This is a genomic window from Tistrella mobilis, from assembly GCF_039634785.1.
GTDB lineage: Bacteria > Pseudomonadota > Alphaproteobacteria > Tistrellales > Tistrellaceae > Tistrella > Tistrella mobilis.
This window is the reverse complement of the sequence record NZ_JBBIAB010000002.1, coordinates 116,375-137,442: the sequence shown is the minus strand read 5'-3', so window position 1 is coordinate 137,442 and position 21,068 is coordinate 116,375. Positions and strand designations below refer to the sequence as shown.

The 21,068-nt window shown below is 69.8% G+C and carries 16 protein-coding genes; 12 read left to right on the top strand and 4 right to left on the bottom strand.

The features are described from left to right. Positions 1-23: 23 nt before the first annotated feature. The 3 genes from WI697_RS03490 (at position 24) to WI697_RS03480 (ending at position 3,248) form a co-directional block, all read left to right on the top strand. Positions 24-1,037: an ABC transporter permease gene (locus WI697_RS03490; RefSeq protein WP_345957375.1), complete on the top strand. Its 1,014-nt coding sequence runs from the start codon at positions 24-26 to the stop codon at positions 1,035-1,037. Beyond that, positions 1,037-2,077 carry a galactofuranose ABC transporter, permease protein YjfF gene (gene yjfF / locus WI697_RS03485; RefSeq protein ID WP_345957374.1) on the top strand — a complete coding sequence of 347 codons (1,041 nt, stop codon included), beginning with the start codon at positions 1,037-1,039 and terminating at the stop codon, positions 2,075-2,077. Before WI697_RS03490 ends, yjfF begins: the two co-directional genes overlap by 1 nt. 121 nt (positions 2,078-2,198) lie before the next feature. Then, on the top strand, positions 2,199-3,248 hold the full coding sequence (locus WI697_RS03480; protein WP_345957373.1) for a zinc-dependent alcohol dehydrogenase family protein: 1,050 nt from the start codon (positions 2,199-2,201) through the stop codon (positions 3,246-3,248). A 4-nt stretch (positions 3,249-3,252) separates the two neighbouring features. On the opposite strand, the gene WI697_RS03475 is transcribed toward WI697_RS03480, so the two are convergent. Beyond that, positions 3,253-4,650 (bottom strand): aminotransferase-like domain-containing protein, encoded by a 1,398-nt coding sequence (locus tag WI697_RS03475; protein WP_345957372.1) that lies wholly within the window; start codon positions 4,648-4,650, stop codon positions 3,253-3,255. A gap of 191 nt (positions 4,651-4,841) precedes the next feature. Here WI697_RS03475 and WI697_RS03470 point away from each other — a divergent pair, with 191 nt between their 5' ends. The 7 genes from WI697_RS03470 (at position 4,842) to WI697_RS03440 (ending at position 14,003) form a co-directional block, all read left to right on the top strand. Next, positions 4,842-6,146 (top strand): hydroxymethylglutaryl-CoA reductase, degradative, encoded by a 1,305-nt coding sequence (locus WI697_RS03470; RefSeq protein WP_345957371.1) that lies wholly within the window; start codon positions 4,842-4,844, stop codon positions 6,144-6,146. A 61-nt stretch (positions 6,147-6,207) separates the two neighbouring features. Next, the gene (gene dctP / locus WI697_RS03465) at positions 6,208-7,284 is read left to right on the top strand and encodes a TRAP transporter substrate-binding protein DctP (protein ID WP_296711225.1); all 1,077 of its coding nucleotides are present in this window, start codon (positions 6,208-6,210) and stop codon (positions 7,282-7,284) included. A 425-nt stretch (positions 7,285-7,709) separates the two neighbouring features. Beyond that, a complete protein-coding gene (locus WI697_RS03460) occupies positions 7,710-8,267 on the top strand; it encodes a TRAP transporter small permease subunit (protein WP_062762190.1) in 558 nt (185 codons plus the stop codon). Then, positions 8,264-9,583 (top strand): TRAP transporter large permease, encoded by a 1,320-nt coding sequence (locus tag WI697_RS03455; protein WP_197465067.1) that lies wholly within the window; start codon positions 8,264-8,266, stop codon positions 9,581-9,583. The genes WI697_RS03460 and WI697_RS03455 overlap by 4 nt, the downstream gene beginning before the upstream one ends. Before the next feature lie 153 nt (positions 9,584-9,736). Next, positions 9,737-10,699, top strand: coding sequence for a helix-turn-helix transcriptional regulator (locus WI697_RS03450; RefSeq protein WP_345957370.1), 963 nt, complete (start codon positions 9,737-9,739; stop codon positions 10,697-10,699). A gap of 132 nt (positions 10,700-10,831) precedes the next feature. Then, positions 10,832-13,186, top strand: a complete 2,355-nt coding sequence (locus tag WI697_RS03445) for a vWA domain-containing protein (RefSeq protein WP_345957369.1) — start codon at positions 10,832-10,834, stop codon at positions 13,184-13,186. A gap of 43 nt (positions 13,187-13,229) precedes the next feature. Then, a complete protein-coding gene (locus tag WI697_RS03440) occupies positions 13,230-14,003 on the top strand; it encodes a hypothetical protein (protein WP_345957368.1) in 774 nt (257 codons plus the stop codon). Between the two features lie 10 nt (positions 14,004-14,013). Here the strand turns inward: WI697_RS03440 and WI697_RS03435 are convergent, their stop codons facing one another. From WI697_RS03435 to WI697_RS03425, 3 genes are all read right to left on the bottom strand, one after another. Continuing rightward, positions 14,014-15,567 carry an alpha,alpha-trehalose-phosphate synthase (UDP-forming) gene (locus WI697_RS03435; RefSeq protein ID WP_345957367.1) on the bottom strand — a complete coding sequence of 518 codons (1,554 nt, stop codon included), beginning with the start codon at positions 15,565-15,567 and terminating at the stop codon, positions 14,014-14,016. 90 nt (positions 15,568-15,657) lie between these two features. Beyond that, on the bottom strand, positions 15,658-16,467 hold the full coding sequence (otsB, locus tag WI697_RS03430) for a trehalose-phosphatase (RefSeq protein WP_345957366.1): 810 nt from the start codon (positions 16,465-16,467) through the stop codon (positions 15,658-15,660). Between the two features lie 2 nt (positions 16,468-16,469). Further along, a complete protein-coding gene (locus WI697_RS03425) occupies positions 16,470-17,345 on the bottom strand; it encodes an SRPBCC family protein (protein ID WP_345957365.1) in 876 nt (291 codons plus the stop codon). Positions 17,346-17,490: 145 nt separating this feature from the next. Here WI697_RS03425 and WI697_RS03415 point away from each other — a divergent pair, with 145 nt between their 5' ends. Both WI697_RS03415 and WI697_RS03410 read left to right on the top strand, forming a co-directional pair. After that, on the top strand, positions 17,491-18,024 hold the full coding sequence (locus tag WI697_RS03415; protein WP_385997673.1) for a DUF2934 domain-containing protein: 534 nt from the start codon (positions 17,491-17,493) through the stop codon (positions 18,022-18,024). Then, positions 18,021-21,068: an alpha-1,4-glucan--maltose-1-phosphate maltosyltransferase gene (locus WI697_RS03410; RefSeq protein WP_345957363.1), complete on the top strand. Its 3,048-nt coding sequence runs from the start codon at positions 18,021-18,023 to the stop codon at positions 21,066-21,068. Before WI697_RS03415 ends, WI697_RS03410 begins: the two co-directional genes overlap by 4 nt.

The window sequence follows — 21,068 nt, the reverse complement described above, 5'->3', positions numbered from 1 at the left end:
CAAGGACGGGGGGAGCCAAGACAGTGTCCATCGCCTATCCCAGGAAAGGCAGCGCCCAGATCGGCGCCCTGATCCTGATCCTGCTGATCAACTGGATGGTGTCGCCCCAGTTCTTCGACCTGCGCCTTCAGGACGGGCGCCTGTTCGGCAGCCTGGTCGACGTCTTCAATCGCGGCGCGCCGGTGGTGCTGCTGGCGACGGGCATGGTTCTGGTCATCGCCACCCGCGGCATCGACCTGTCGGTCGGCGCGGTCATGGCCATCTCGGGCGCGGTGGCCGCCAGCCTGGCCGACAGCCATTCGCTGGCCGTCTGCCTGGCCGCGGCGCTCGGCACCGGGCTGCTCTGCGGGCTGTGGAACGGGCTGCTGGTGGCCGTGCTCCGCATCCAGCCGATCATCGCCACCCTGATCCTGATGGTCGCCGGCCGCGGCATCGCCCAGCTGATCACCGAGGGGCGGATCGTCACCTTCTCCTCGCCCGATCTCGCCTGGCTCGGCGGCGGGTCGCTGCTGGGCATTCCGGCCCCGGTGGTGCTGGCGGCGGCGACCCTGCTGGTCGCCGTGCTGCTCGCCCGCGGCACAGCACTCGGCCTGATGATCGAGGCGACCGGCGCCAATGCCCGGGCCAGCCGCCTGGCCGGCATCGACACCCGGCTGATGATCCTGGCGGTCTATATGTGGTGCGGCTTCTGCGCCGCCCTTGCCGGCGTGATCGCCGCCGCCGATATCCGCGGCGCGGACGCCAACAATGCCGGTCTCTGGCTGGAGCTGGACGCAATCCTGGCGGTGGTGATCGGGGGCACCTCGCTGTTCGGCGGGCGGTTCAGCCTGGTGCTGGCCGCCGTCGGCGGGCTGATCATCCAGGCCATGAACACCGGCATCCTGCTCAGCGGCTATCAGCCGGAGCTGAACCTGGTGATCAAGGCGACGGTGGTGCTGGCGGTGCTGCTGCTCCAGACCCCGCGCCTCGCCGCGGCCCGGGATCGCCTGCTTCGGGGACGCCATCCCCGGAACCGCCTGCTTCGGGAGACGCGTTGATGCGCCGCCACCTGCCCGTCATCGTCACCACCGCCGTCTTCCTGCTGGGCTTCCTGTTCTGCGCCCTGCAATACCCCAACATCGCCTCCACCCGGGTGGTGATGAACCTCATCACCGACAATGCCTTCCTCGGCATTCTGGCGGTGGGCATGACCTTCGTGATCATCTCGGGCGGCATCGACCTGTCGGTCGGATCGGTGGTGGCCTTCACCACGGTCTTCCTGGCGCTCGGCATCGGCAGCTGGGGTCTGCCGCCGCTTCTCGCCTTCTGCCTGGTGCTGGCCATCTGCGCCCTGTTCGGCGCGGCCATGGGCGCCATCATCCATCATTTCGACGTGCCGCCCTTCATCGTCACCCTGGCGGGCATGTTCCTGGCCCGGGGCGTGGCCTTCCTGCTGTCCACCGACAGCCTGCCGATCGACGATGCGCTCTATCAGCAGGTGGCTGCCTTCTCCCTCCGCCTGCCCGGGGGCGGCCGGTTGCGGATCATCGGCATGATCATGCTGGCGACCTTCGTCCTGGGCGGGATCCTGCTCCACTACACCCGTTTCGGCACCAATGTCTTCGCGATGGGCGGCGGCCGCGACACCACCGCCCTCATGGGCATCCGCACCGGCCGGACGACCATCGCCATCTACACGCTGTCCAGCCTGCTGGCGGGGCTGGCCGGCATCGTCTTCTCGTTCTACACCGCGTCCGGCTATTCCCTGACCGGTGTGGGGGTGGAGCTGGACACCATCGCCGCGGTGGTGATCGGCGGGACCCTGCTCTCGGGCGGCGCCGGCAGCATGTTCGGCACCTTCATCGGCATCCTGATCCAGGGGCTGATCCAGACCTACATCACCTTCGACGGCAGCCTGTCCAGCTGGTGGATCAAGATCGTGACCGGCATACTGCTGTTCCTGTTCATCGCCCTGCAGCAGTTGCTGACCCATCTGGCCACGCGCGCGGCCAGCGGCGCCCACGCCCCCGCAACGCCGGTGGCCGACCCGCCAAAGACCGTGCGGGAACCGGCACGGGTGCCCGGCATACAGGGATGACCGGCGTACAGGGGGGGCCCGGCGTACAGGGGGAATGGGCCGCCTGGTCGATTGCGGGCTACACGATCTCCCGGCCGTGCTAAAACCCCCGGGCAACCACACCGTTCCCGAGGGAGCCCCCATGCGCGCCGCCATTTTTGAAAGGTTTCAGGGCCCGATCACCGTCACCACCCTGCCCGACCCCGCCCCGCGGCCGGGCGGTGTGGTGCTGAAGGTGGGGGCCACGGGGCTCTGCCGCAGCGACTGGCATGGCTGGATGGGCCATGACACCGATATCAGCCTGCCCCATGTGCCGGGGCACGAGCTGGCGGGCACGGTGGTGGCGGTCGGCGCCGGCGTCACCCGCTGGGCCGAGGGCGACCGGGTGACGGTGCCCTTCGTCGGCGGCTGCGGCCATTGCGGGGAATGCGCCGCCGGCCAGCATCAGGTCTGCGAAAACCAGTTCCAGCCGGGCTTCACCCATTGGGGCAGCTTCGCCGACCACGTCGCCATCGATCATGCCGACGTCAACCTGGTGGCCCTGCCCGAGGAGATGGGTTTCGACGTGGCCGCCAGCCTGGGCTGCCGCTTCGTCACCTCGTTCCGCGGCGTGATCGATCAGGGCCGGGTGCGGGCCGGGGAATGGGTCGCGGTCCATGGCTGCGGCGGGGTCGGGCTGTCGGCGGTGATGATCGCCGCCGCCGCCGGCGCGCAGGTGATCGCCATCGACATCGACCCCGCGAAGCTGGATCTGGCGCGGAGCCTCGGCGCCGTCGCCACCATCGACGCCACGGGTAACAGCAACGTGCCGGGCCAGGTGCACGAGATCACCCGCGGCGGCGCGCAGCTGTCGATCGACGCGCTGGGCCACCCGGTGACCTGCGTGAATTCCATCCTGTCGCTCCGCCGCCGGGGGCGGCATGTCCAGATCGGCCTGCTGCTGGCCGACCAGGCCCGCCCCGCCATCCCCATGGACCGCGTCATCGCCTGGGAGCTGGAACTGCTGGGCAGCCACGGCATGCAGGCCCATCGCTACCCGGCAATGCTGGAGATGATCCGCCGCGGCCGGCTTCAGCCGGAAAGGCTGATCGGCGCCCGCGTCGACCTGGACGAAGGCACCCGCCTGCTGACCCTGATGGACCGCTTCCCCGGCACCGGCGTGACGATCATCGATCGGTTCGGGGTGGAATAACCGGTCACCGACCGGCCGCCACCTCGCGCATGAACGCCAGAAACCGCGGATCCGCGGCATGGGCGACGTTCACCCGGATGGCGGGGGCGCGGGGGGCGCGGTCGGGAGCGAAGACCTGGCCCGGTGCCAGGAAGATGCTGCGCTCCGCCGCGGCGCGGGCCAGCGCCAGTTCGTCCGTGCCGGGCGGCAGGCCGACCCAGAGATAAAAGCCGGCATGGGCCGGCGTCGCCACGTCCAGCCCCATTTCAGACAGCGCGCCGGCCGCCGTGGTCGCAGCCTCGCCCACCCGCGCGCGCAGCCGGCGCAGATGGCGGACATAATGGCCGTCGGAAATGAAGTTGTAGATGAAGCGCTCGACATAATCCGAGGTCGCGACCACCGTCAGCATCTTGATGCCCTGCAGCGCCGCCGCCACCGGCGCCGCCGCCGCGACATAGCCCGAGCGCAGGCTGGCCGAGAAGGTCTTGGAGAAGGTGCCGACATACAGCACCCGGTTCAGCTGATCGAGGGCGGCAAGCCTGGGCGCCGAGGCCGGCATCACATCGGCGAAGGCGTCGTCCTCGACCAGCTGGAAGCCGTGGCGTTCCGCCGCCTGCAACAGGCCATAGGCCGTGCCCATGGTCAGGCCATGGCCGGTCGGGTTATGGCCCTGGGACTGGGTGAAGAACAGTTTCGGCCGGTGATGGGCCAGCTTCGCCGCCAGATCCTCCAGATCCGGCCCTTCGGGGCCACGGCGGATGCCGATGATCCGCACCTTGGCCAGCGTCAGCTTGCCGAACAGCGGGTAATAGCCGGGGTCGTCGACGAAGACCGTATCGCCCGGCTCCAGATGATGGCGGATGATCAGGTCCAGCCCGTGATTGGCGCCGTAGGTGAGCAGCACCTGCCCCACCCCGGCCTTGATGCCGCGTTCCGCCAGCAGCATGGCGATCCGCTCCCGCAGCGGCAGAAACCCCCAGGAACTGCCATAGCCATGGTCGATCGCCTCGCCCTTCGGCCATTTGAACCGGCCGAAAAACCGGCCGATTTCAGAGCCTTCCATCCAGGCCTGGGGCGGGCGGCCGTCGCCGGGGCGCACCTCGTAATGCTGGTCCAGCTGTTCGCGCAGCAGCGAGACGACATCCACCGCCGCCTCCACATCCGGGTTCTGGCGCGGCAGCGGCCGGCGGTTGCCGCCGGTGACATAGAAGCCCGATCCCGGCCGCGACTCCAGCAGCCCCGCCGCGACCAGCCGGTCATAGACCTCGGCCATCGTGTTCTTCGACACCCCATGATCCCCGGCCGCCGCCCTGACCGAGGCCAGGCGCTCGCCGGTTTTCAGCAGGCCGCCGGTGATCTGCGCCGTAATCAGCTCGACCAGCTGGTCGATGCGACTGGGTTGACGCGGGGGTGTGTCTGCCATATTGAAGCCGTCCGCCGAACTGTCCCATGAACCTGACTGGGACAGTCATGGTGATGAACCGTCCGACCGTCCCTTGTCCGTCCCCCGGATCATAGGACAATCATTGCCCAAGTCACAATCCTTCCCCGCCCTGCGATGCGCCATGCTTCCGGGGCCGGCGAAGGCCGGGACGCCGGACACACGGAGGAAACATGCAGGCCTGCGGCAGCGCGCTCAATTCGCGCCTCGAAAACTATCGCAACCTCACCCCGGCCGAGCGGCTGGCCGAACTCGCCCGCGCGGCCGGGCTGGATGCGGCCGACCAGGCCCTGCTGGCCGACCCCGCGGCGCTCGCCGTCGATCGCGCCAACGGCATGATCGAGAATGTGATCGGCACCTTCCAGCTGCCGATGGGCGTGGCGACCAATTTCCGCATCAACGGCCGCGACTATCTGATCCCGATGGTGGTCGAAGAGCCGTCGGTGGTGGCGGCGGCGTCGTATATGGCGCGCATCGCCCGCAGCAACGACATCGGCTTCGAGACCTCCAGCACCATGCCGATCATGCGGGCGCAGGTGCAGCTTCTGGACGTGACCGACCCCTGGGGCGCGCGGCTGCGCATCCTGGCGGCGCGCGAGGCGATCATCGCCGCCGCCAATGCCAAGGATGCCAAACTGGTCAGCCTGGGCGGCGGCTGCCGCGACATCGAGGTCCATGTCTTCCCGGAAAGCCGGGTCGGGCCGATGGTGGTGATGCACCTGCTGGTCGATGTCCGCGACGCCATGGGCGCCAACACGGTCAACACCATGGCCGAAGCGGTGGCACCGCTGGTGGAACAGGCGGCCGGCGGCCGGGTGCGGCTGCGCATCCTGTCGAACCTGGCCGATCTGCGCCTGGCCCGCGCCAGTGTGCGGGTCTCGCCCGCCGCACTCGCCACGAAAACCGTGTCGGGCGAGGACATGGTGACCGGCATCGTCGAGGCGGCGGAATTCGCCGCGATCGACCCCTATCGGGCCGCCACCCACAACAAGGGCATCATGAACGGCATCGACCCGGTCGTGGTCGCCACCGGCAATGACTGGCGGGCGATCGAGGCCGGCGCCCATGCCTTCGCGGTGAAGGGCGGGCGCTATACCTCGCTCACCACCTGGGAGCGCGACCGCGAGGGCAATCTGGTCGGCACGCTGGAAATGCCGATGGCGCTGGGCCTGGTGGGCGGTGCGACCAAAACCCATCCGCTCGCCCAGGCCGCCCTGCGCATTCTGAAGGTCGAAACCGCGCAGGAACTGGCCGAGGTGACGGTGGCGGTGGGCCTGGCCCAGAACATGGCCGCCCTGCGCGCACTTGCGACCGAAGGCATCCAGCGCGGCCATATGGCGCTGCACGCCCGCAACATCGCCATCCTGGCCGGGGCCGAAGGGGCCGAGATCGAGGCGGTGGCAAAGCAGCTGGCCGCCGCCCATGACGTGCGCGTCGACCGCGCCCGCGAACTTCTCGACGAGCTGCGCCGGGGTTGATCCCCGGCGCCAATCACAAACAGCCAGTCACGTACAGCTGACGATCCTGGGGAGAAAACCGATGACCAGCCATGACCAGACCACCCGCCGCGGCCTGCTGAAGCGCGCCGGCGGCATCGCCGCCGCCGGTGCCGCGGTGGCCGCCGGTGCCGGCACCTTTGCCGCACCCCATGTCGCCCGCGCCGCCGGCCAGCCGGTGAAATGGCGCATGCAGGCGCTGTGGGACGCCAACACCACGCCGATGAAGTTCGAACAGCTCTTCGCCGACCGGGTGAAGGAGTTGACCGGCGGCGGCTTCGAGATCCAGACCTTCACCGCCGGCCAGCTGGTGCCGGCCAACCAGGCCTTCGACGCGGTCCGCGCCGGCGCCTTCCAGATGATGAAGACCTTCGACGGCTACGAGGCCGGCAAGATCCCGGCCTTCGCCTTCACCTCCACCGTGCCCTTCGGCTTCCCCGAAAGCGACCAGTACGAAGCCTGGTTCTACGAAAAGGGCGGTCTCGACATGGCGCGCGAGGCCTATGGCAAGGCCGGGCTGATGTATATCGCCCCCACCGTCTATGGCCAGGAGCCGATCCATTCGAAGGTGAAGATCTCGTCGATCGAAGAGTTCCAGGGCAAGAAGGGCCGTTTCGTCGGCCTCGCCTCCAGCGTGATGGGCGCCATGGGCGTGGCGGTGACGCCGCTGCCGACGGCCGAAGTCTATTCCGCGCTGGAAAAGGGCGTGATCGACATCGCCGACCGCGGCGACCTGACCGCCAACCTCCAGGCCGGCCTGGCCGAGGTTGCCAAATTCATCATCCTGCCCGGCGTCCACCAGCCGACCACCGCCACCAGCTATGTGGCGAACAAGGCCGCCTACGAGGCCCTGCCGGCGGAATACAAGGCGGTGCTGGCGGTGGCGGCCCGCGAGACCTCGGCGGCGCTGCGCCAGCATATCGTGGTGCAGGACGTGGCCTCGCTGGCCAAATACCGCGAGGCGGGCGTGGAGATCGTCCAGCTCGACCCGGCCGACATCCGCGCCAACCGCGCCAAGGCCGAGGCCCAGTGGCGCGTCGCCACCAAGGACGACGCGCTCGCCACCCGCATCCTGGACAGTCAGGTCGGGTTCATGAAGGAACTGGGCCTGCTGGGTTGAGGGGAGAAGGAGGGAGGCGGACGCCTCCTTCCGTTCGTCCTGCCGATGTCCGGATCCGCAGGGGACAATTCCTGAACGACGTTTACACCGTCATCCCGGCGAAGGCCGGGATCCAGGTCTGTCTCCACAAAAAAGGACGCCGAACACCTCGCGCTCGCCCGCAGATGGCGTGGATCACAACGCCTGACACGATCCATCACCAGGGATGATCGCCGTCCATTTCCGTAGAAGCCTACCTGGATCCCGGCCTTCGCCGGGATGACGGTATTGGTGTTCGTGCACAAACGGGTGAGGCCGGCAACGGACATCCGCGACAACCGCCGTGGCGCTTCTGCCGGGTGCCACCTGCCCCAACAACACAACATCGCCGGGCGGCGGGGCCTTTGTCCCGCCGCCTTCGTCCGGTTCCGGTGCGGAGGATCCTGATGTCCGCCCTTGTCGGGGTGGTCCGCGGCTATTGCACGGCCGTCACCGCCTTCAACCATCTTCTCGCCCGGCTAGCCGCGCTCGTCATGTTCGTGGTCGTGCCGGTGATCCTGTTCGAGGTGGTCTCGCGCTATTTCTTCGATGCGCCGACCAACTGGGCGATGGAATCCGCCACGCTGGTCTTCGGCCCCTATTTCCTGACCGCCGGGCCCTGGCTGCTGCACATCCACGGCCATGTGAACATCGACATCCTCCACAAGGCGGTCGGCCGGCGGCTGCAACTCGTCTTCGATGCCTTCGGCCAGCTGGTGATCATGGGCTTCTGTTGGGTGCTGATCGAGCTTTCCTGGCCGCTTGCGGTCAATTCCTGGGAGCTGGGCGAGACCAGCTTCTCATCCTGGAACCCCGAGATCTGGTGGACCAAATTCTTCCTGCCGGGGGCGCTGGCCCTGCTGTTCCTGCAGGCGGTGGCGGAATTCCTGCGCGCCGCCATCCAGCTCGGCGGCGGTGACGACCCGATGAACGGTGCCGGCCGGCCCCGGGCAGGTGCGGCATGACCGGCATCGCGTCGGAAGGCGTCCTGATCTGGATGTTCGCAGGGCTGGTCGGGCTGATGCTGACCGGCCTGCCGCTCGCCTTCGTGCTGGGCGGTCTTGCGATCCTGTTCACGGTGCTGCTCTGGGATCCGGCGGCGCTGACCATCACCGTGCTGCAGATCTTCGACACCATGCGCTCGGATTCGCTGATGTCGATCCCGCTCTATGTGATGATGGCGAGCGTGCTGCAGCGGTCCGGCATCATCGAATCGCTCTACAAGGCGATGGAGCTGTGGTTCAACCGCCTGCCCGGCGGGCTTGCCATCGGCACGGTGATCATCTGCACGATCATGGCGGCGATGACCGGCATCGTGGGTGCCGCGGTCGCGGCCATGGGCATCCTGGCCCTGCCCTCGATGCTGAAGCGCGGCTATGACCAGCGCCTGGCGCTGGGCACGATCTGCGCCGGCGGCACGCTCGGCATCCTGATCCCGCCGTCGGTGGTGACCATCGTCTATGCCGTCACCGCCCAGGTCTCGATCGGCCAGATGTTCATCGGCGGCATCATTCCGGGCCTGCTGCTGGCGGGGCTCTATGTCGCCTATATCATCATCCGCAGCCTGATCGACCCGTCGATCGCGCCGCGCGACCCGTCGCCCGTCGCCTGGGGGGCGCGCATCCGCTCGCTGCGCGCGCTGATCCTGCCCTTCCTGATCATCATCGGCGTGCTCGGCAGCATCTATGCCGGCATTGCCACGCCGACCGAAGCGGCGGCGGTGGGGGTGGCCGGCGCGATCGTCTCGGCGGCGGTGGAACGCCGGCTCAGCCTCTCCATGCTGTCCGGCGCCGGCATCGACACGATCAAGGTGACCGCGATGATCCTGTGGATCACCATGGGCGCCAAGGCGTTCGTGGCGATCTTCACCGGCACCGGCGGCGCCGATTTCCTGCTGGAGTTCATCCGCGACCTGGACGCCAACCGCTGGCTGGTGCTGGCGGCGATGATGGGCGTGCTGGTGTTCCTCGGCCTGTTCCTGGACGAGATCGGCATCATCCTGCTCTGCGTGCCGGTCTTCCTGCCGGTGATCCAGCTCCTGGATTTCGACCCGCTCTGGTTCGGTATCCTGTTCATGGTCTCGGCCCAGACCGCCTATATCAGCCCGCCTTTCGGCTATACCCTGTTCTATCTGAAGGGCACGCTGCCGCCGGAGATCGGCATGGGCACGGTCTATCGCGGCATCATCCCCTTCGTCCTGCTTCAGCTGGTGGGGTTGGGCCTCTGCGCGGCCTTCCCCGAACTGGTGCTGTGGCTGCCGAAGCTGATGGTGGCGGGGTAGCGCACCACTCCGCCGGCCGGAAAACCCCGCCCCGCCCCGCCGCAGGGCGGGGTTTTCGCGTTGTGGAAAGCCGCCCGATCGACCAGTCTTGTTCCCTGATCGGGCGGCCATGGCAGATCACGCCGGGCCGGGTTTGCGGTGCGTGGAGGGGCCATGACGATACTGTCCATCCGATCCGGTGATTTCGACGTGGCAGACCGGGTCGAGGCGTTCCGCAACGTGGTGTCGACCATGACCAGGGTCGACGTCACGCCCGACGACCCCCGGACCTTTCATTCCGAAACCTCGATCGCCATCCTCACCGATCTGATGATCGGCCATGGCAGCCATTCGGCCTCCACCGCCGTCAGAACCGCCGCCCATGCCGCCGATGCCGGCGACAATGTGATGTTCCACATCCCGCTCTCCGGCGGCTGTTCGATCGCCCAGACCGGCGGCGAAACCGCCGAGTTGCGGCCCGGCCTGATCTATGCCGACCCGAGCGGGGTTGCCGGTGTGCTGCGGTTTCATGGCGAACCCACGGTCGGCTGCTATGTCTCTCTGCCCCGCCGCCATCTGGCCGCGGCCGGCGCCGGGCTGGATGCGATGCTGCGGCGCACGGCGCCGCTGACCGCCCAATGGCGGCTGCTGTTCGGCTATGCCCGCAGCCTGCACCGGGAACTGCCGCATCTCCCCCCCGAAGACGCCGCGCAAAGCGCCTGCCATCTGCGGGATCTGGCGGTGATGGCGCTGGGGGCGACGCGCGACGCCAGCCAGATCGCCCTTGGTCGCGGTGTACGGGCCGCGCGCCTGCGGGCGGTGAAGGCGGATATCGAGCACCACCTGGCGATGCCGGATCTGTCGGCAAACGCCGTCGCCGCCCGCAACGGGCTGTCGCCGCGCTATATCCGCGCCCTGTTCGAGGGAGAGGGCACCTCGTTCGGCGACTATGTCGCCGCGCGCCGCCTGGATCGCGCCCACAGGATGCTGACCGATCCGGCCCTGACCGCGCGCACGATCAGCCAGATCGCCATGGATGCGGGCTTCGGCGATCTGTCCTGGTTCAACGCCCGGTTCAAACGCAGCTATGGCCTGTCGCCGCGCGATGTGCGGGCCCGCGCCCGGCACGGATCCTGACCGCGGCTGTGCCGTTGCCCCCGATCCCTGGTGCCGCCCTCCCCAAGACGCCGTCTCCGCCCGCCCGTATTCTGTGCCCCGGAATGCCCGGGGCCTCGGTCGGCCCGCCGGGCCGTCGACGAGAAAAGCCAGATGAGACAGCTTCTGTTGAAGACCGGCGGCGCCCTGCTTGCGGCCCTGATCACCTGCGGCACCGGGACAGTTGCCCAGGCCGGAGAGGCGGACCGCGCCACCATCCTGATCCTCGATGCCTCGGGCTCGATGTGGGGGCGGCTTGCCGACGACAAGACCGGGCCCGGCGGCAAGACGAAGATAGAGGTCGCACGCGACGTGCTGGACGGGTTCCTGGGGTCGCGCGACATGTCGGTCCCGCTCGGCATCATCGCCTATGGTCATAATCGCCGGGGCGATTGTTCGGATATCGAGCAGATCGCCCCGGTCGGCCGGCACGAGACACGCGCCCTGTCGGCGCGGCTGGCGCGGCTGAACCCCAGGGGCAAGACGCCGCTGGGGCAGTCGCTGCGCCGGGCTGCGGCCGACATCCCCCGCACGGCGGAAGAGGCCGATATCGTGCTGGTCACCGACGGGCTGGAGACCTGCGATGTCGACCCCTGCGCGGTTGCGGCAGAGCTTGCCGCAGAGGGAATCCGGATCCGGGCGCATGTGGTGGGGTTCGGGCTGACCGAAACCGAAGCCGCCGCCCTGGCCTGCATTCCCGACAAGACCGGCGGTCTGCTGATGCGCCCGCAATCGGGCGCGGAACTGGCCGAGGCCCTGTCGCGTGCCACCGCCGAGGCACCGCCGGTGGCGACGACCGGGCTGCGCCTGATCTTTTCCTATCCGGGGGCGATGCCCGATACCTATGAATGGGCGCTGCGCGACGAAAGCACGGGGCAGGAACTGGTGCTGGGCAAGGTGTCGGGGGCGGCGCGCTATCAGCCTTTCGCCGTGGAGCTGGCCCCCGGCACCTATACCGCCATCGTCACGGCAGAGGCCGGGCGCGGCGAGGCCCGCTTCACCGCCACCGGCGCGGCCCGGGACATCGTCGTCACCATGCAGGGGCTGCTGCCGGTCACGGCAATGCGCGATCGCGGCCCCTATGCGGCCCGGGGGGAAACCGTGGCCATCGACCTGAACATCACCCAGGCGGGCCAGGAAACCGGCGGCGCGGCGCTGGCGCTGCGGCTCTATGCACCCGATGGCGGCGAGGCCATCACCTATTCCACGGTCGAAGGCAAAGCGGGCGTCAGCCAGGCCGGGATCAATCTGCCGGCCACACCGGGCCCCTATCTCCTGAAGCTGGAAAGCTGGGGCGGAGAGCCGGTCGAGGAGATGATCATCCAGACCGAAACCGACCCGGCCGTCACCCTGCTCGCCCCGCCCGCGGTGGCGCCGGGTGCGGCGATCCCGGTCGGCAGCACCGGCAGCCAGCTCTGGAACGACGGGATCGAGATCTGGCAGGGCGACCGCCAGGTCGACTGGGGGGTCACGCTGGGGGATCTGGCCAATGGCAACAGCCTGACGGCCCCGGCGGAGCCCGGCACCTATGATCTGGTCTACAGAACCACCGACGCCGCGGGCACGCGGGTCGAAAAGGCCCGGCTGCCGATCATGGTCGGCACCGTCGCCGATGATGCGACCGGTGCGGCCGCGGCAACGGCGCCGGGGGCCGCCGCCACCTGCGACGACGGCCGGGGCCACGGCCCGGATGCCTGCGCAAACGGCAGAGAGACGGGAACGCGGGCCTGGACCGACTATCCCCATCGCTGCCTGCCGGGCGACCGGACGGCGCCCTATTGCGAGATGCGCGACGCCGCCACCGGCCTCGGCTTCATCCTGCCCGAGAACCGGGTGGCCGAGGTCGTGCCCGCCTCCGGCGCCGACATCTTCCCCCGCGCCGCATTCATCGACGCCACCGGCGCCACGGCATCGATCTTCCTGAACCCCGAAACCCCGCCGCCGGGCGACAATGCCTGCCACATCACCCGGGTGGGGCGCCTGTGCGCCGACCCGGACCGGGGCGATGAAAAGCTGGCCGCCGCCATCCGCACCCTGCAGTTCACGCTGACCACCGGGCAGGTGATCCGCCGCTGCGGCGACACGGCCTGCGCATTCGACCACCCCAACCCGCCGATATCGGGGCAGTTGCCGGCGCGCTGGTCGGTAGAGGCGGCCCGCCCCACCGGGGATGGAGGCCGACAACTTTCGACCTGGTTCTTCGATCTGGACCGATCCGGGGCTTTCCACCTCATCGGCCTGAACCAGCCGGGCGGAACCGACTGCCGCGAGGCCGGCCCCGGCAACCGGCTCTGCGCCTTCACGCCCGGCATCGCATCGCAGGATTTCGATCTGATCCGCAGGACGCTCGGGACCGGCGGCACCAGGGGCGACACCGACGGGAACACCGGGGGCGACACCGGGGGTGGGGCGTCGGATGCGGCCCGGACCCTGGAGCTTCTGGCCCCGTCGCGCACCCCGGCACGATAACCCGCCCCCCGGCACGATAACCGCTTCCAAGGATGAACCCGACATGCGTCATCGGCTGACCGGCGCCCTGCTGTCCGGCCTGGGCATTGCCCTGGCCGGGCCGGCGCTGGCCGACAAGGCCATCATCGCGGAATGCCGCGGCAACGGCGCCGCCTTCTATCTGTCGGATGTGCCCTTCGACCGGGTGAACGATCTGGCGGTCGAGAAGGGCATCGGCCCCGCCCCCTCTGCCGATGCCGTTTTCGTGATCGGCGACGGCCGGCGCTATCCCCTCTACAGCTGGGACACGCGCAGCCGCCAGGCGATCGACCGGGCCTGCGGCGGGGATGACGAAGGCAATGGCGACCTGGCGCTGTTCTACGGCATCCAGCCACAGCCCGGCCTGTGGCAGGCGCGGCTGGGCAAAACCCGGCTGGACGGCTGCCCGCCCCTCATGCAGCAGGCCTTCCCGACATCAGCCGGCGCCCTGCCGGCCGAGTGGACGACCCCACGCCGGCTGACCTTCGACGTGCCGTTCCACCCCGACCAGTTGGAGATGACCCGCCGCCTGGAGGCGGAGGGCCTCAGCCGGGTCGACTGGCGGAACGCCGGCGACGACGCCTGGCAGGCCGAGCTGTTCAGCCCCCTTTTCGGCCAGATCCCGGCCGGCGACGGCCAGGGCAGCAGAATGACCTGGCGACTGACCGTCAAAAGCGAAACCGAGATCGAACACCTCGTCACCATGCGCCTGACCCTGCCCGATGCGGCCGCCGGCGCCATGGGGCTCGGCGACTGCCGCATGACCAGCGTCAACACCTGGACCCGCATCGGGGAGTGAGGGGGGCGGGTCAGGCGTCGCCACTTGCCCGCATCAGCAACCCGTCATGCGCGCGGCCGGAGGTTGCGGCCCCCGTCTCCCGCACGAAGCCTTCGCGCTTCGCCACAGCGCTGCCTTCGGCGGCGAGGCGCGGGTGGTCGCGGCGGAGCAGGCGGCCGGTGGGGGGTTGGGCGGTGGGGTTGGCGGCATCGGCCAGCGCGCGGACGAAGCTGCGCCACCAGCGGCTGACATCGTTGGCCGACAGCACCGCCATCATCGCCTCCCAGCGCTCGCGGCGTTCTTCAAGGCTCATGGTCAGGCCCTGATGCATGCGGCGCGCGGTTTCGTCGTGGTCGAGCGGGTTGACGATCAGGGCGGCGTCCAGTTCCTGCGCGGCACCTGCGAAGCGCGACAGCATCAGCACGCCCGGATCTTCGGGGTTCTGGGCTGCGACATATTCCTTCGCAACCAGGTTCATGCCGTCATGCAGCGGTGTCACCACCGCCATCCGGGCCATGCGCAGCACGCCCGCAAGCGTTTCGCGCGGGATGCCGCGATTGATGTAGCGCAGCGGCGTCCAGTCGGGTTCCGAGAAGCGGCCGTTGATCCGGCCGCTGATCTCTTCCAGCTCGCGCCGGATCGCGACATATTCCGGCAGCTTGCTGCGCGACTGAGACGCGATCTGCACGAAGGCCATGCGACGGCGCAGATCGGGCGCGGCCTCCAGCAGCCGTTCATAGGCCAGCATGCGGTGCGGCAGGCCCTTGGTATAGTCCAGCCGGTCGACGCCCAGCATCAACGCGCCGCGGCCGGTGCCGCGGGCGAGCTTCAGGCAATAGTCGCTGTCGGCATTGCGCTCGGCCGTCAGGGCAAAAGCGGCCGGATCGATCGAGATCGGGAAGACCGAGGCCCGGAAATGGCGACCGAAGGCTTCCATCCGCCCGTCCATGGAGACGCTGCCCCCCGCTTCCCAGCGGATATAGTCCTGGAAGGCCCGCAGGTCCGAAGCGGTCTGGAAGCCGATCAGATCGGCATGGGCCAGCCCCTCGACCAGGGCGCGGTGTTCGGGCAGGGCCGCGAAGGCATCCGCGGCCGGAAAGGGCGTGTGCAGGAAGAAGCCGATCGGGTTGCGCATGCCCCGCCGCCTGAGTTCTTCGGCCGCCGGCAGCAGGTGATAATCGTGGATCCAGATCATGTCGTCGGGGTGCAGCAGCGGCAGCAGCCGGTCGACGAACTGGCGGTTCACCGATCGATAGGCGGTGTAGCGGTCGGCATCGTGGTGCATCAGATGGGGGGCGCTGTGCAGCACCGGCCACAGCGCCTCGTTCGCATAGCCGTTGTAATAGCCGCGATGATCGGCGGGCGTCAGATCGACCGTGGCGACCCGGTAGCCGCCGGGCTGGATCTCGGGCCCATGCATCGCTGGCGCGTCGGAAAGCTGGCCGCTCCAGCCGAACCACAGGCCGGCAGTTTCGCTCAGGGCCTCGCGGACGGCCACGGCCAGTCCGCCGCTCGCCCCCGCATCCTCGGTGGACCGCGGATCTGCGCGGGCCACGCGGTTGGAGATCACCACAAGTCGCTTCAAGATCCGTCCCTCCAGGCTCCGACGGGGGCCGGCCCTGGCCGACGCCGTCGTCGCGACATTCATTCATCGCGATAACCCGCAGAGGAGGGGTTAGGTTCCGGGGCCGCCCACCCCTTCACCCGCCCTCCCTCGCCCTTCACCCACCCCTTCGCCCATCACCGCAAGCCCGGCCAGCCAGCGGCGGAAACCGGGCGCATCGGGCACCGTCCAGCGTGCGGCGCTGGCCGGGGGAGCCCCGTGTTCCGCGCCGATCCGGGGTCCGACCCGGATGGAATGACCGCCCATGGCATTGACCATGGCGAAACCGTCCTCGTCGGTGACGTCGTCGCCCGCGAAGACCGGCACCCGGCCGCGAAACGGCGCCGCCGCCATGAAGGCGCGGATGGCGGTGCCCTTGTCGGCGCCCGCCATCCTGAGTTCCACCACCATCTTGCCCGGCATCACCCGCATCTCGGGCCGGGTGGTCGCGGCCAGCCGGCGGGCCAGCGCCAGCGCGCCGGCCCCCGCGGCCGGGGCCGCCCGGTAATGCAGGGCGAACCCGTGGGATTTCCGCTCCAGCAGCACGCCCGGATGGGCGGCGGCGAAGGCGGCGAGCGGTGCCTCCAGCGCCACGAACCCCTGGGGCTGCGGCAGCGGCGGCCGGCCGCGCCATTCCAGCCCGTGCTGGCCGGCGGCGGCCGGACGGGCGGGGTGGAACAGCTGCTCCAACTCCGCCAGCGGCCGGCCGCTGACCAGGGCCAGCGCGCCGCCGAACCGGGCCGCCAGGCGGTCGAGCAGCGCTGGCAGCCCGGCTTCCACCACCACCGCATCGGGGGTGGGGGCGATGTCGACCAGGCAGCCGTCCACATCCAGAAACAGCGCCCAGTCGGGCCGGGGTTCGGGCAGCCGCAGCCCCGCCACGGTCACTGGCCCGGGCCGGTCGACTTGCCGTTGCCGCCCGGCTGCTTGCCGGGGGTGAAGGGCGCCGAGGCCCGGGCCGTACCCGATCCTGTGGTGCCCGATCCTGTGGTTCCGGGCGCGCCGCCGCCCACCTCGGTGCCGAAACCGCCCGAGGATCCGGCGGCAGCACCGCCGGTGGCGGAGCCGTTCTCTTCCATCCGCCGGCGGAAGCGGCGCAGATCGTCCATCAGCTGGCGCTTGGGGTGGCGCGGCATCAGCCACTGGCCGATGCGGCCCAGCAGCCCCGCCGGCACCTCGTAGCGCAGCGTCACCGCCACCTCGGTGCGGTTGCGGCCGTCGCCGGTTTCGGTATCGGGGATGAATTCGACCATGCCGGCATTCTGGAAATCGGCCTCTTCGGTCGTGCTCCAGGCGATGCGGCGGTCGGGAATGTCCTGGGTGATGCGCGACACGAAGCCGATGCTCTCCCCCGCCGGGCCGTCGATGATCCAGCGCGAGGTGGTGTCGTCGATCTCGCGGATGCTGTGGACATGAGAGAGGATGCGCGACAGATGTTCCAGATCGCGCCATTCGCGGTACAGCTCCGCGGCCGGGCGGTCGATGGTCACCGAGGCATGGATTTCAGAGGTGTTGCGGCCGTTCACCTCCTGCTCGCCCCTGGTGTCGATGCCGAGGCGTTCATAGAGCATGCAGCGGCCCTGCAGGCCGCGATGGATCAGCAGCCCGCCGGCCGCCATCGACAGGAGGCCGCCGGCATGGCCTGGATGGTCGGACTTCAGGCCGTGGCGCACCAGACAGGCGCCGAGGAACAGCGAGGCGAGCTGTTCTGCGGGATGCACATTCGGGGTGTGGTGGCCGTGATCGGTATGGGTCGCCATGGGGGAAGGCTCCTTGGAGCAAAGCGGTGAGGTCGTCCCGCACAACCTCGGACCGGCGGGAGGGTTCCCGGCAGGATGGGGAACCAGGACGCCCCGCGGGTGTTGAGCCAGCAGACGGCCCATCGATGCCCGAGGACGCCTGGTGATGCACACATCCGACGACACCCCCACGGACCGCACCCGCCGCCTGGAGAAGATCGCCCACCGCATCTGGGTGGAGGAAGGCCGGCCCCATGGCCGCGACCGCGCGCATTGGGCGGCAGCGGAAGCCGAGCTTGAGGCGCTGGAGGCGGCCAACCGGTCGGTGCCGGAAACCGGACGCGCAGCCGGACCGGAGGACGGGCCCTACGAGGCCGGCCCCACCCTGCCTGTCCCCGGCCCACCCGTCCCCGGGCCACCCGTCCCCGGCTCCCCCGCGCCCTCTGCCGCCGAACCGGGCCCCGCAGCGCCGGAGACCCGCACACGGCAGCGTCTGGCGGCCGCGAAGACGGCCGAGACGAAGGCGAGTGCGGGGGCGACCAGGGCGGGTACGGGGGCGACCAGGGCAACCGGGGCCGGAACGCGCCGCGCCAAGGGCGGCACCGATGCCGCACCGACGGCGACGGCCGATGCACCGAAAAAGGCCGGCACGAAGCCCGCCACCCGTTCCCGCACCCGGCGGCCGGCGGGGGATGCATGAACGCGCAGCCCTCTCGCACCCCCTGGCATCCCCGGATCCTGATGGTGCCCGCCGCAACCGCCCGCGAGGGCGCGGCGCTGGCGGCCGCCGCCGCCCATGCCCGTGATCTGGGCTTCGACCATCTGCTGCCGGCGGGCCCGGCCGAACCGGCCCGGATCGAGGCCGCCTGCCGCAGCGCCGCCGATCACGGCATCCGGCTGCTGGTCGATCTGCTGCCCGAACCCGACCCGGCGCGCGAAGCGCGGGCGGGCCGCGATCCGCGCCGACAGGCTCTGATCCCCGAAAATGACCAGGACGAAGCGACGCTGGCCGAGCTGGTCGATGCCGCCATGGCGGCAGGCGTCGCGGGCTTCCGCGCGCCCCTGCCCCAGGCGGTGACGCCCGAGATCTGGGCGCGGCTCCGTGCCCGCGCCGCCGATTGCCGGCTGCTGCTCTGGAGCCATGGGCTGACGGCGGAACGGATCGACGCGCTCGCCGCCTGCGGCTTCGATGCCGCGGTCGCCTCCGATGCCTGGTGGGATCTGGCCGCCCCCTGGATGCTGGACGAGATCGCGCGGCTGTCGCGCATCGGCAGCGTGCTGGCCTGTCCGGAAGTGCCATTCGGGCCGCGCCTGCCCGAGATCCTGGGCGGGCCCGAGGCGGCCGAGGCGGCCGGGCGGCGCAGCCTGAAACTCGCCCCCTTTCTCTTCGACGGCATCGTCGTTCAGGCCGGGTTCGACCGGGGCGCGCCCGATCCGCTCCGCCCCGACATGCCGGCGCCCGAGGGGCCCCGGCAGCCGGCCTACGACCTGTCCCAGCCGCTTCGGGTCGCCAATGCCGGTTTCGAGCGGCTGGAGACCACCGGCCGGCCGGCGCTGCGGATGCTGACCGGCGAAAGCGGCCCGGTGCTCGCCTTCCGCGCCGAGGAGACGCGGCTGGTCGTCGCCTCGCGCCTGCTGGACCGGCGGCTGCGCATCGATCCGCAGCCGCTGCTGGCCCGTGGGCCCGACATGGCTGCGCGGCGGCTGGTCGATCACCCGCCGGGCACGCCGCTGGATCTGGCGCCCGGCGGGGTGGCGGTTCTGGAGATCGCGGCGGCCCCGCCTGTGCGCGGGCCCGAGGCCGGGCCGGCCGAGGCGGCGGCCCGGCTGCCGCGGATCGCGATCGAGGCGGTCCAGCCCCTGCTGGATGACGGCCGGTTCGCCATCCGCCGCCGGCTGGGCAGCACGCTTGAGGTCGAGGCCGATATTTTCGCCGACGGCCACGACGTCATCAAAGCCGTGCTCAGGCTGCGCGCCGAGGACGAAGCCGAGTGGCGCGAAGTCCCCATGACGCCCGTGGTCAACGACCGCTGGCGGGGCCGGGTGCCGCTGGACCGGCTGGGCCGGCACCGGTTCGAGATCATGGCCTGGCGCGATGCCTGGGGATCCTATCGTGCGGATCTGGCCAAGAAACAGGCGGCAGGCGTGGTGCGGCCGGTGGATCTGGCCGATGGTCTGGCCCTGCTCCGTGCCCATGGCATCGACGATATCGTGCAGGAGGTGGAGCAGGCCTGCGATGATGCGGCGAAAGTCCGCCGCCTGCTCGACGACGAAACCCGCGCGGCCATGGCGCTGGTCGACCCCCGCCCCTTCGCCAGCGCCACGCCGCGCGACTACCCGGTCGATGTCGAGCGGCTGCGCGCGGGCTTTGCCGCCTGGTACGAGCTGTTCCCGCGCTCGGAAACCGACGATCCCGGCCGCCATGGCCGGTTCGAGGACGTGATCCGCCGCCTGCCCGAGATCCGGGCGATGGGCTTCGACGTGCTCTATATGCCGCCGATCCACCCGATCGGCCGCACCAACCGCAAGGGCCGCAACAACGCCCTGACGGCGAGACCCGAGGATCCCGGCAGCCCCTATGCCATCGGCAGCGAGGCGGGCGGCCATGATGCGATCCATCCCGAACTGGGCACGCTTGAGGATTTCCGGGCCCTGGTCGCCGCCGCGGCCGATCAGGGCATGGAGGTGGCGCTGGATTTCGCCATCCAGTGCTCCCCCGATCATCCCTGGCTGAAGGACCATCCCGACTGGTTCGCCTGGCGATCCGACGGCTCCATGCGCTATGCCGAAAACCCGCCCAAGCGCTATGAAGACATCGTCAATGTCGACTTCTATGCCGAGGGCGCGGTGCCGGATCTGTGGCAGGCGCTGAGAGACGTGGTGGCCTTCTGGGTGGCGGAAGGCGTCCGGCTGTTCCGGGTCGACAACCCCCACACCAAGCCGTTTCCGTTCTGGGAATGGCTGATCGCCGACATCCGCCGCGACCATCCCGACACCGTGTTCCTGGCCGAGGCCTTCACCCGGCCCAAGGTCATGTACCGTCTGGCGAAGCTCGGCTTCGCGCAGTCCTATACCTATTTCACCTGGCGCGACGACAAGGCCGGGTTGACCGCCTATTTCACCGAACTCAGCACGCCGCCGGCGGTGGAGTTCTTCGGGCCGCATGTCTTCGTCAACACCCCCGACATCAACCCTTATTTCCTGCAGACCTCCGGCCGGCCGGGCTTCCTGATCCGCGCCTGCCTCGCCACCATGCTCTCAAGCCTCTGGGGAATGTATGCGGGGTTCGAGCTGTGCGAGGGCGCGCCCCTGCCGGGGCGCGAGGAGTATCTCGACAGCGAGAAATACGAGATCCGGCCCCGCGACTGGAACCGGCCGGGCCATATCCGCGCCGAGATCACCCTGCTCAACCGCATCCGCGCCGCACATCCGGCCCTGCATCAGAACCGCGGTCTCGCCTTCCACACCGCCTGGAACGATCACGTGCTGCTGTTCAGCAAGACGACCGATCAGGGCGACGACATCGTTCTGGTGGCGGTGAGCCTGGACCCCCACCACGCCCAGGAGGCGGCGATCGAGCTGCCGCTGGACCGCTGGGGTCTGCAAGAAGACGCGCGCGTGACCATGGATGATCTGGTCACCGGCCAGCGATCCACCTGGACCGGCCGGCATCACCGGCTGCGCCTGGACCCCGCCCACCTTCCCTTCGCCATCTGGCGGGTGCTGCCGCCGGTGAGAGGTTGA

Bases quoted from the DNA above. Each gene is read 5' to 3' on its own strand.
- yjfF (WP_345957374.1), top strand. From the start codon at position 1,037: ATGCGCCGCCACCTGCCCGTCATCGTCACCACCGCCGTCTTCCTGCTG.
- WI697_RS03480 (WP_345957373.1), top strand. From the start codon at position 2,199: ATGCGCGCCGCCATTTTTGAAAGGTTTCAGGGCCCGATCACCGTCACC.
- WI697_RS03475 (WP_345957372.1), bottom strand. From the start codon at position 4,650: ATGGCAGACACACCCCCGCGTCAACCCAGTCGCATCGACCAGCTGGTC.
- WI697_RS03470 (WP_345957371.1), top strand. From the start codon at position 4,842: ATGCAGGCCTGCGGCAGCGCGCTCAATTCGCGCCTCGAAAACTATCGC.
- dctP (WP_296711225.1), top strand. From the start codon at position 6,208: ATGACCAGCCATGACCAGACCACCCGCCGCGGCCTGCTGAAGCGCGCC.
- WI697_RS03460 (WP_062762190.1), top strand. From the start codon at position 7,710: ATGTCCGCCCTTGTCGGGGTGGTCCGCGGCTATTGCACGGCCGTCACC.
- WI697_RS03455 (WP_197465067.1), top strand. From the start codon at position 8,264: ATGACCGGCATCGCGTCGGAAGGCGTCCTGATCTGGATGTTCGCAGGG.
- WI697_RS03450 (WP_345957370.1), top strand. From the start codon at position 9,737: ATGACGATACTGTCCATCCGATCCGGTGATTTCGACGTGGCAGACCGG.
- WI697_RS03445 (WP_345957369.1), top strand. From the start codon at position 10,832: ATGAGACAGCTTCTGTTGAAGACCGGCGGCGCCCTGCTTGCGGCCCTG.
- WI697_RS03440 (WP_345957368.1), top strand. From the start codon at position 13,230: ATGCGTCATCGGCTGACCGGCGCCCTGCTGTCCGGCCTGGGCATTGCC.
- WI697_RS03425 (WP_345957365.1), bottom strand. From the start codon at position 17,345: ATGGCGACCCATACCGATCACGGCCACCACACCCCGAATGTGCATCCC.
- WI697_RS03415 (WP_385997673.1), top strand. From the start codon at position 17,491: ATGCACACATCCGACGACACCCCCACGGACCGCACCCGCCGCCTGGAG.
- WI697_RS03410 (WP_345957363.1), top strand. From the start codon at position 18,021: ATGAACGCGCAGCCCTCTCGCACCCCCTGGCATCCCCGGATCCTGATG.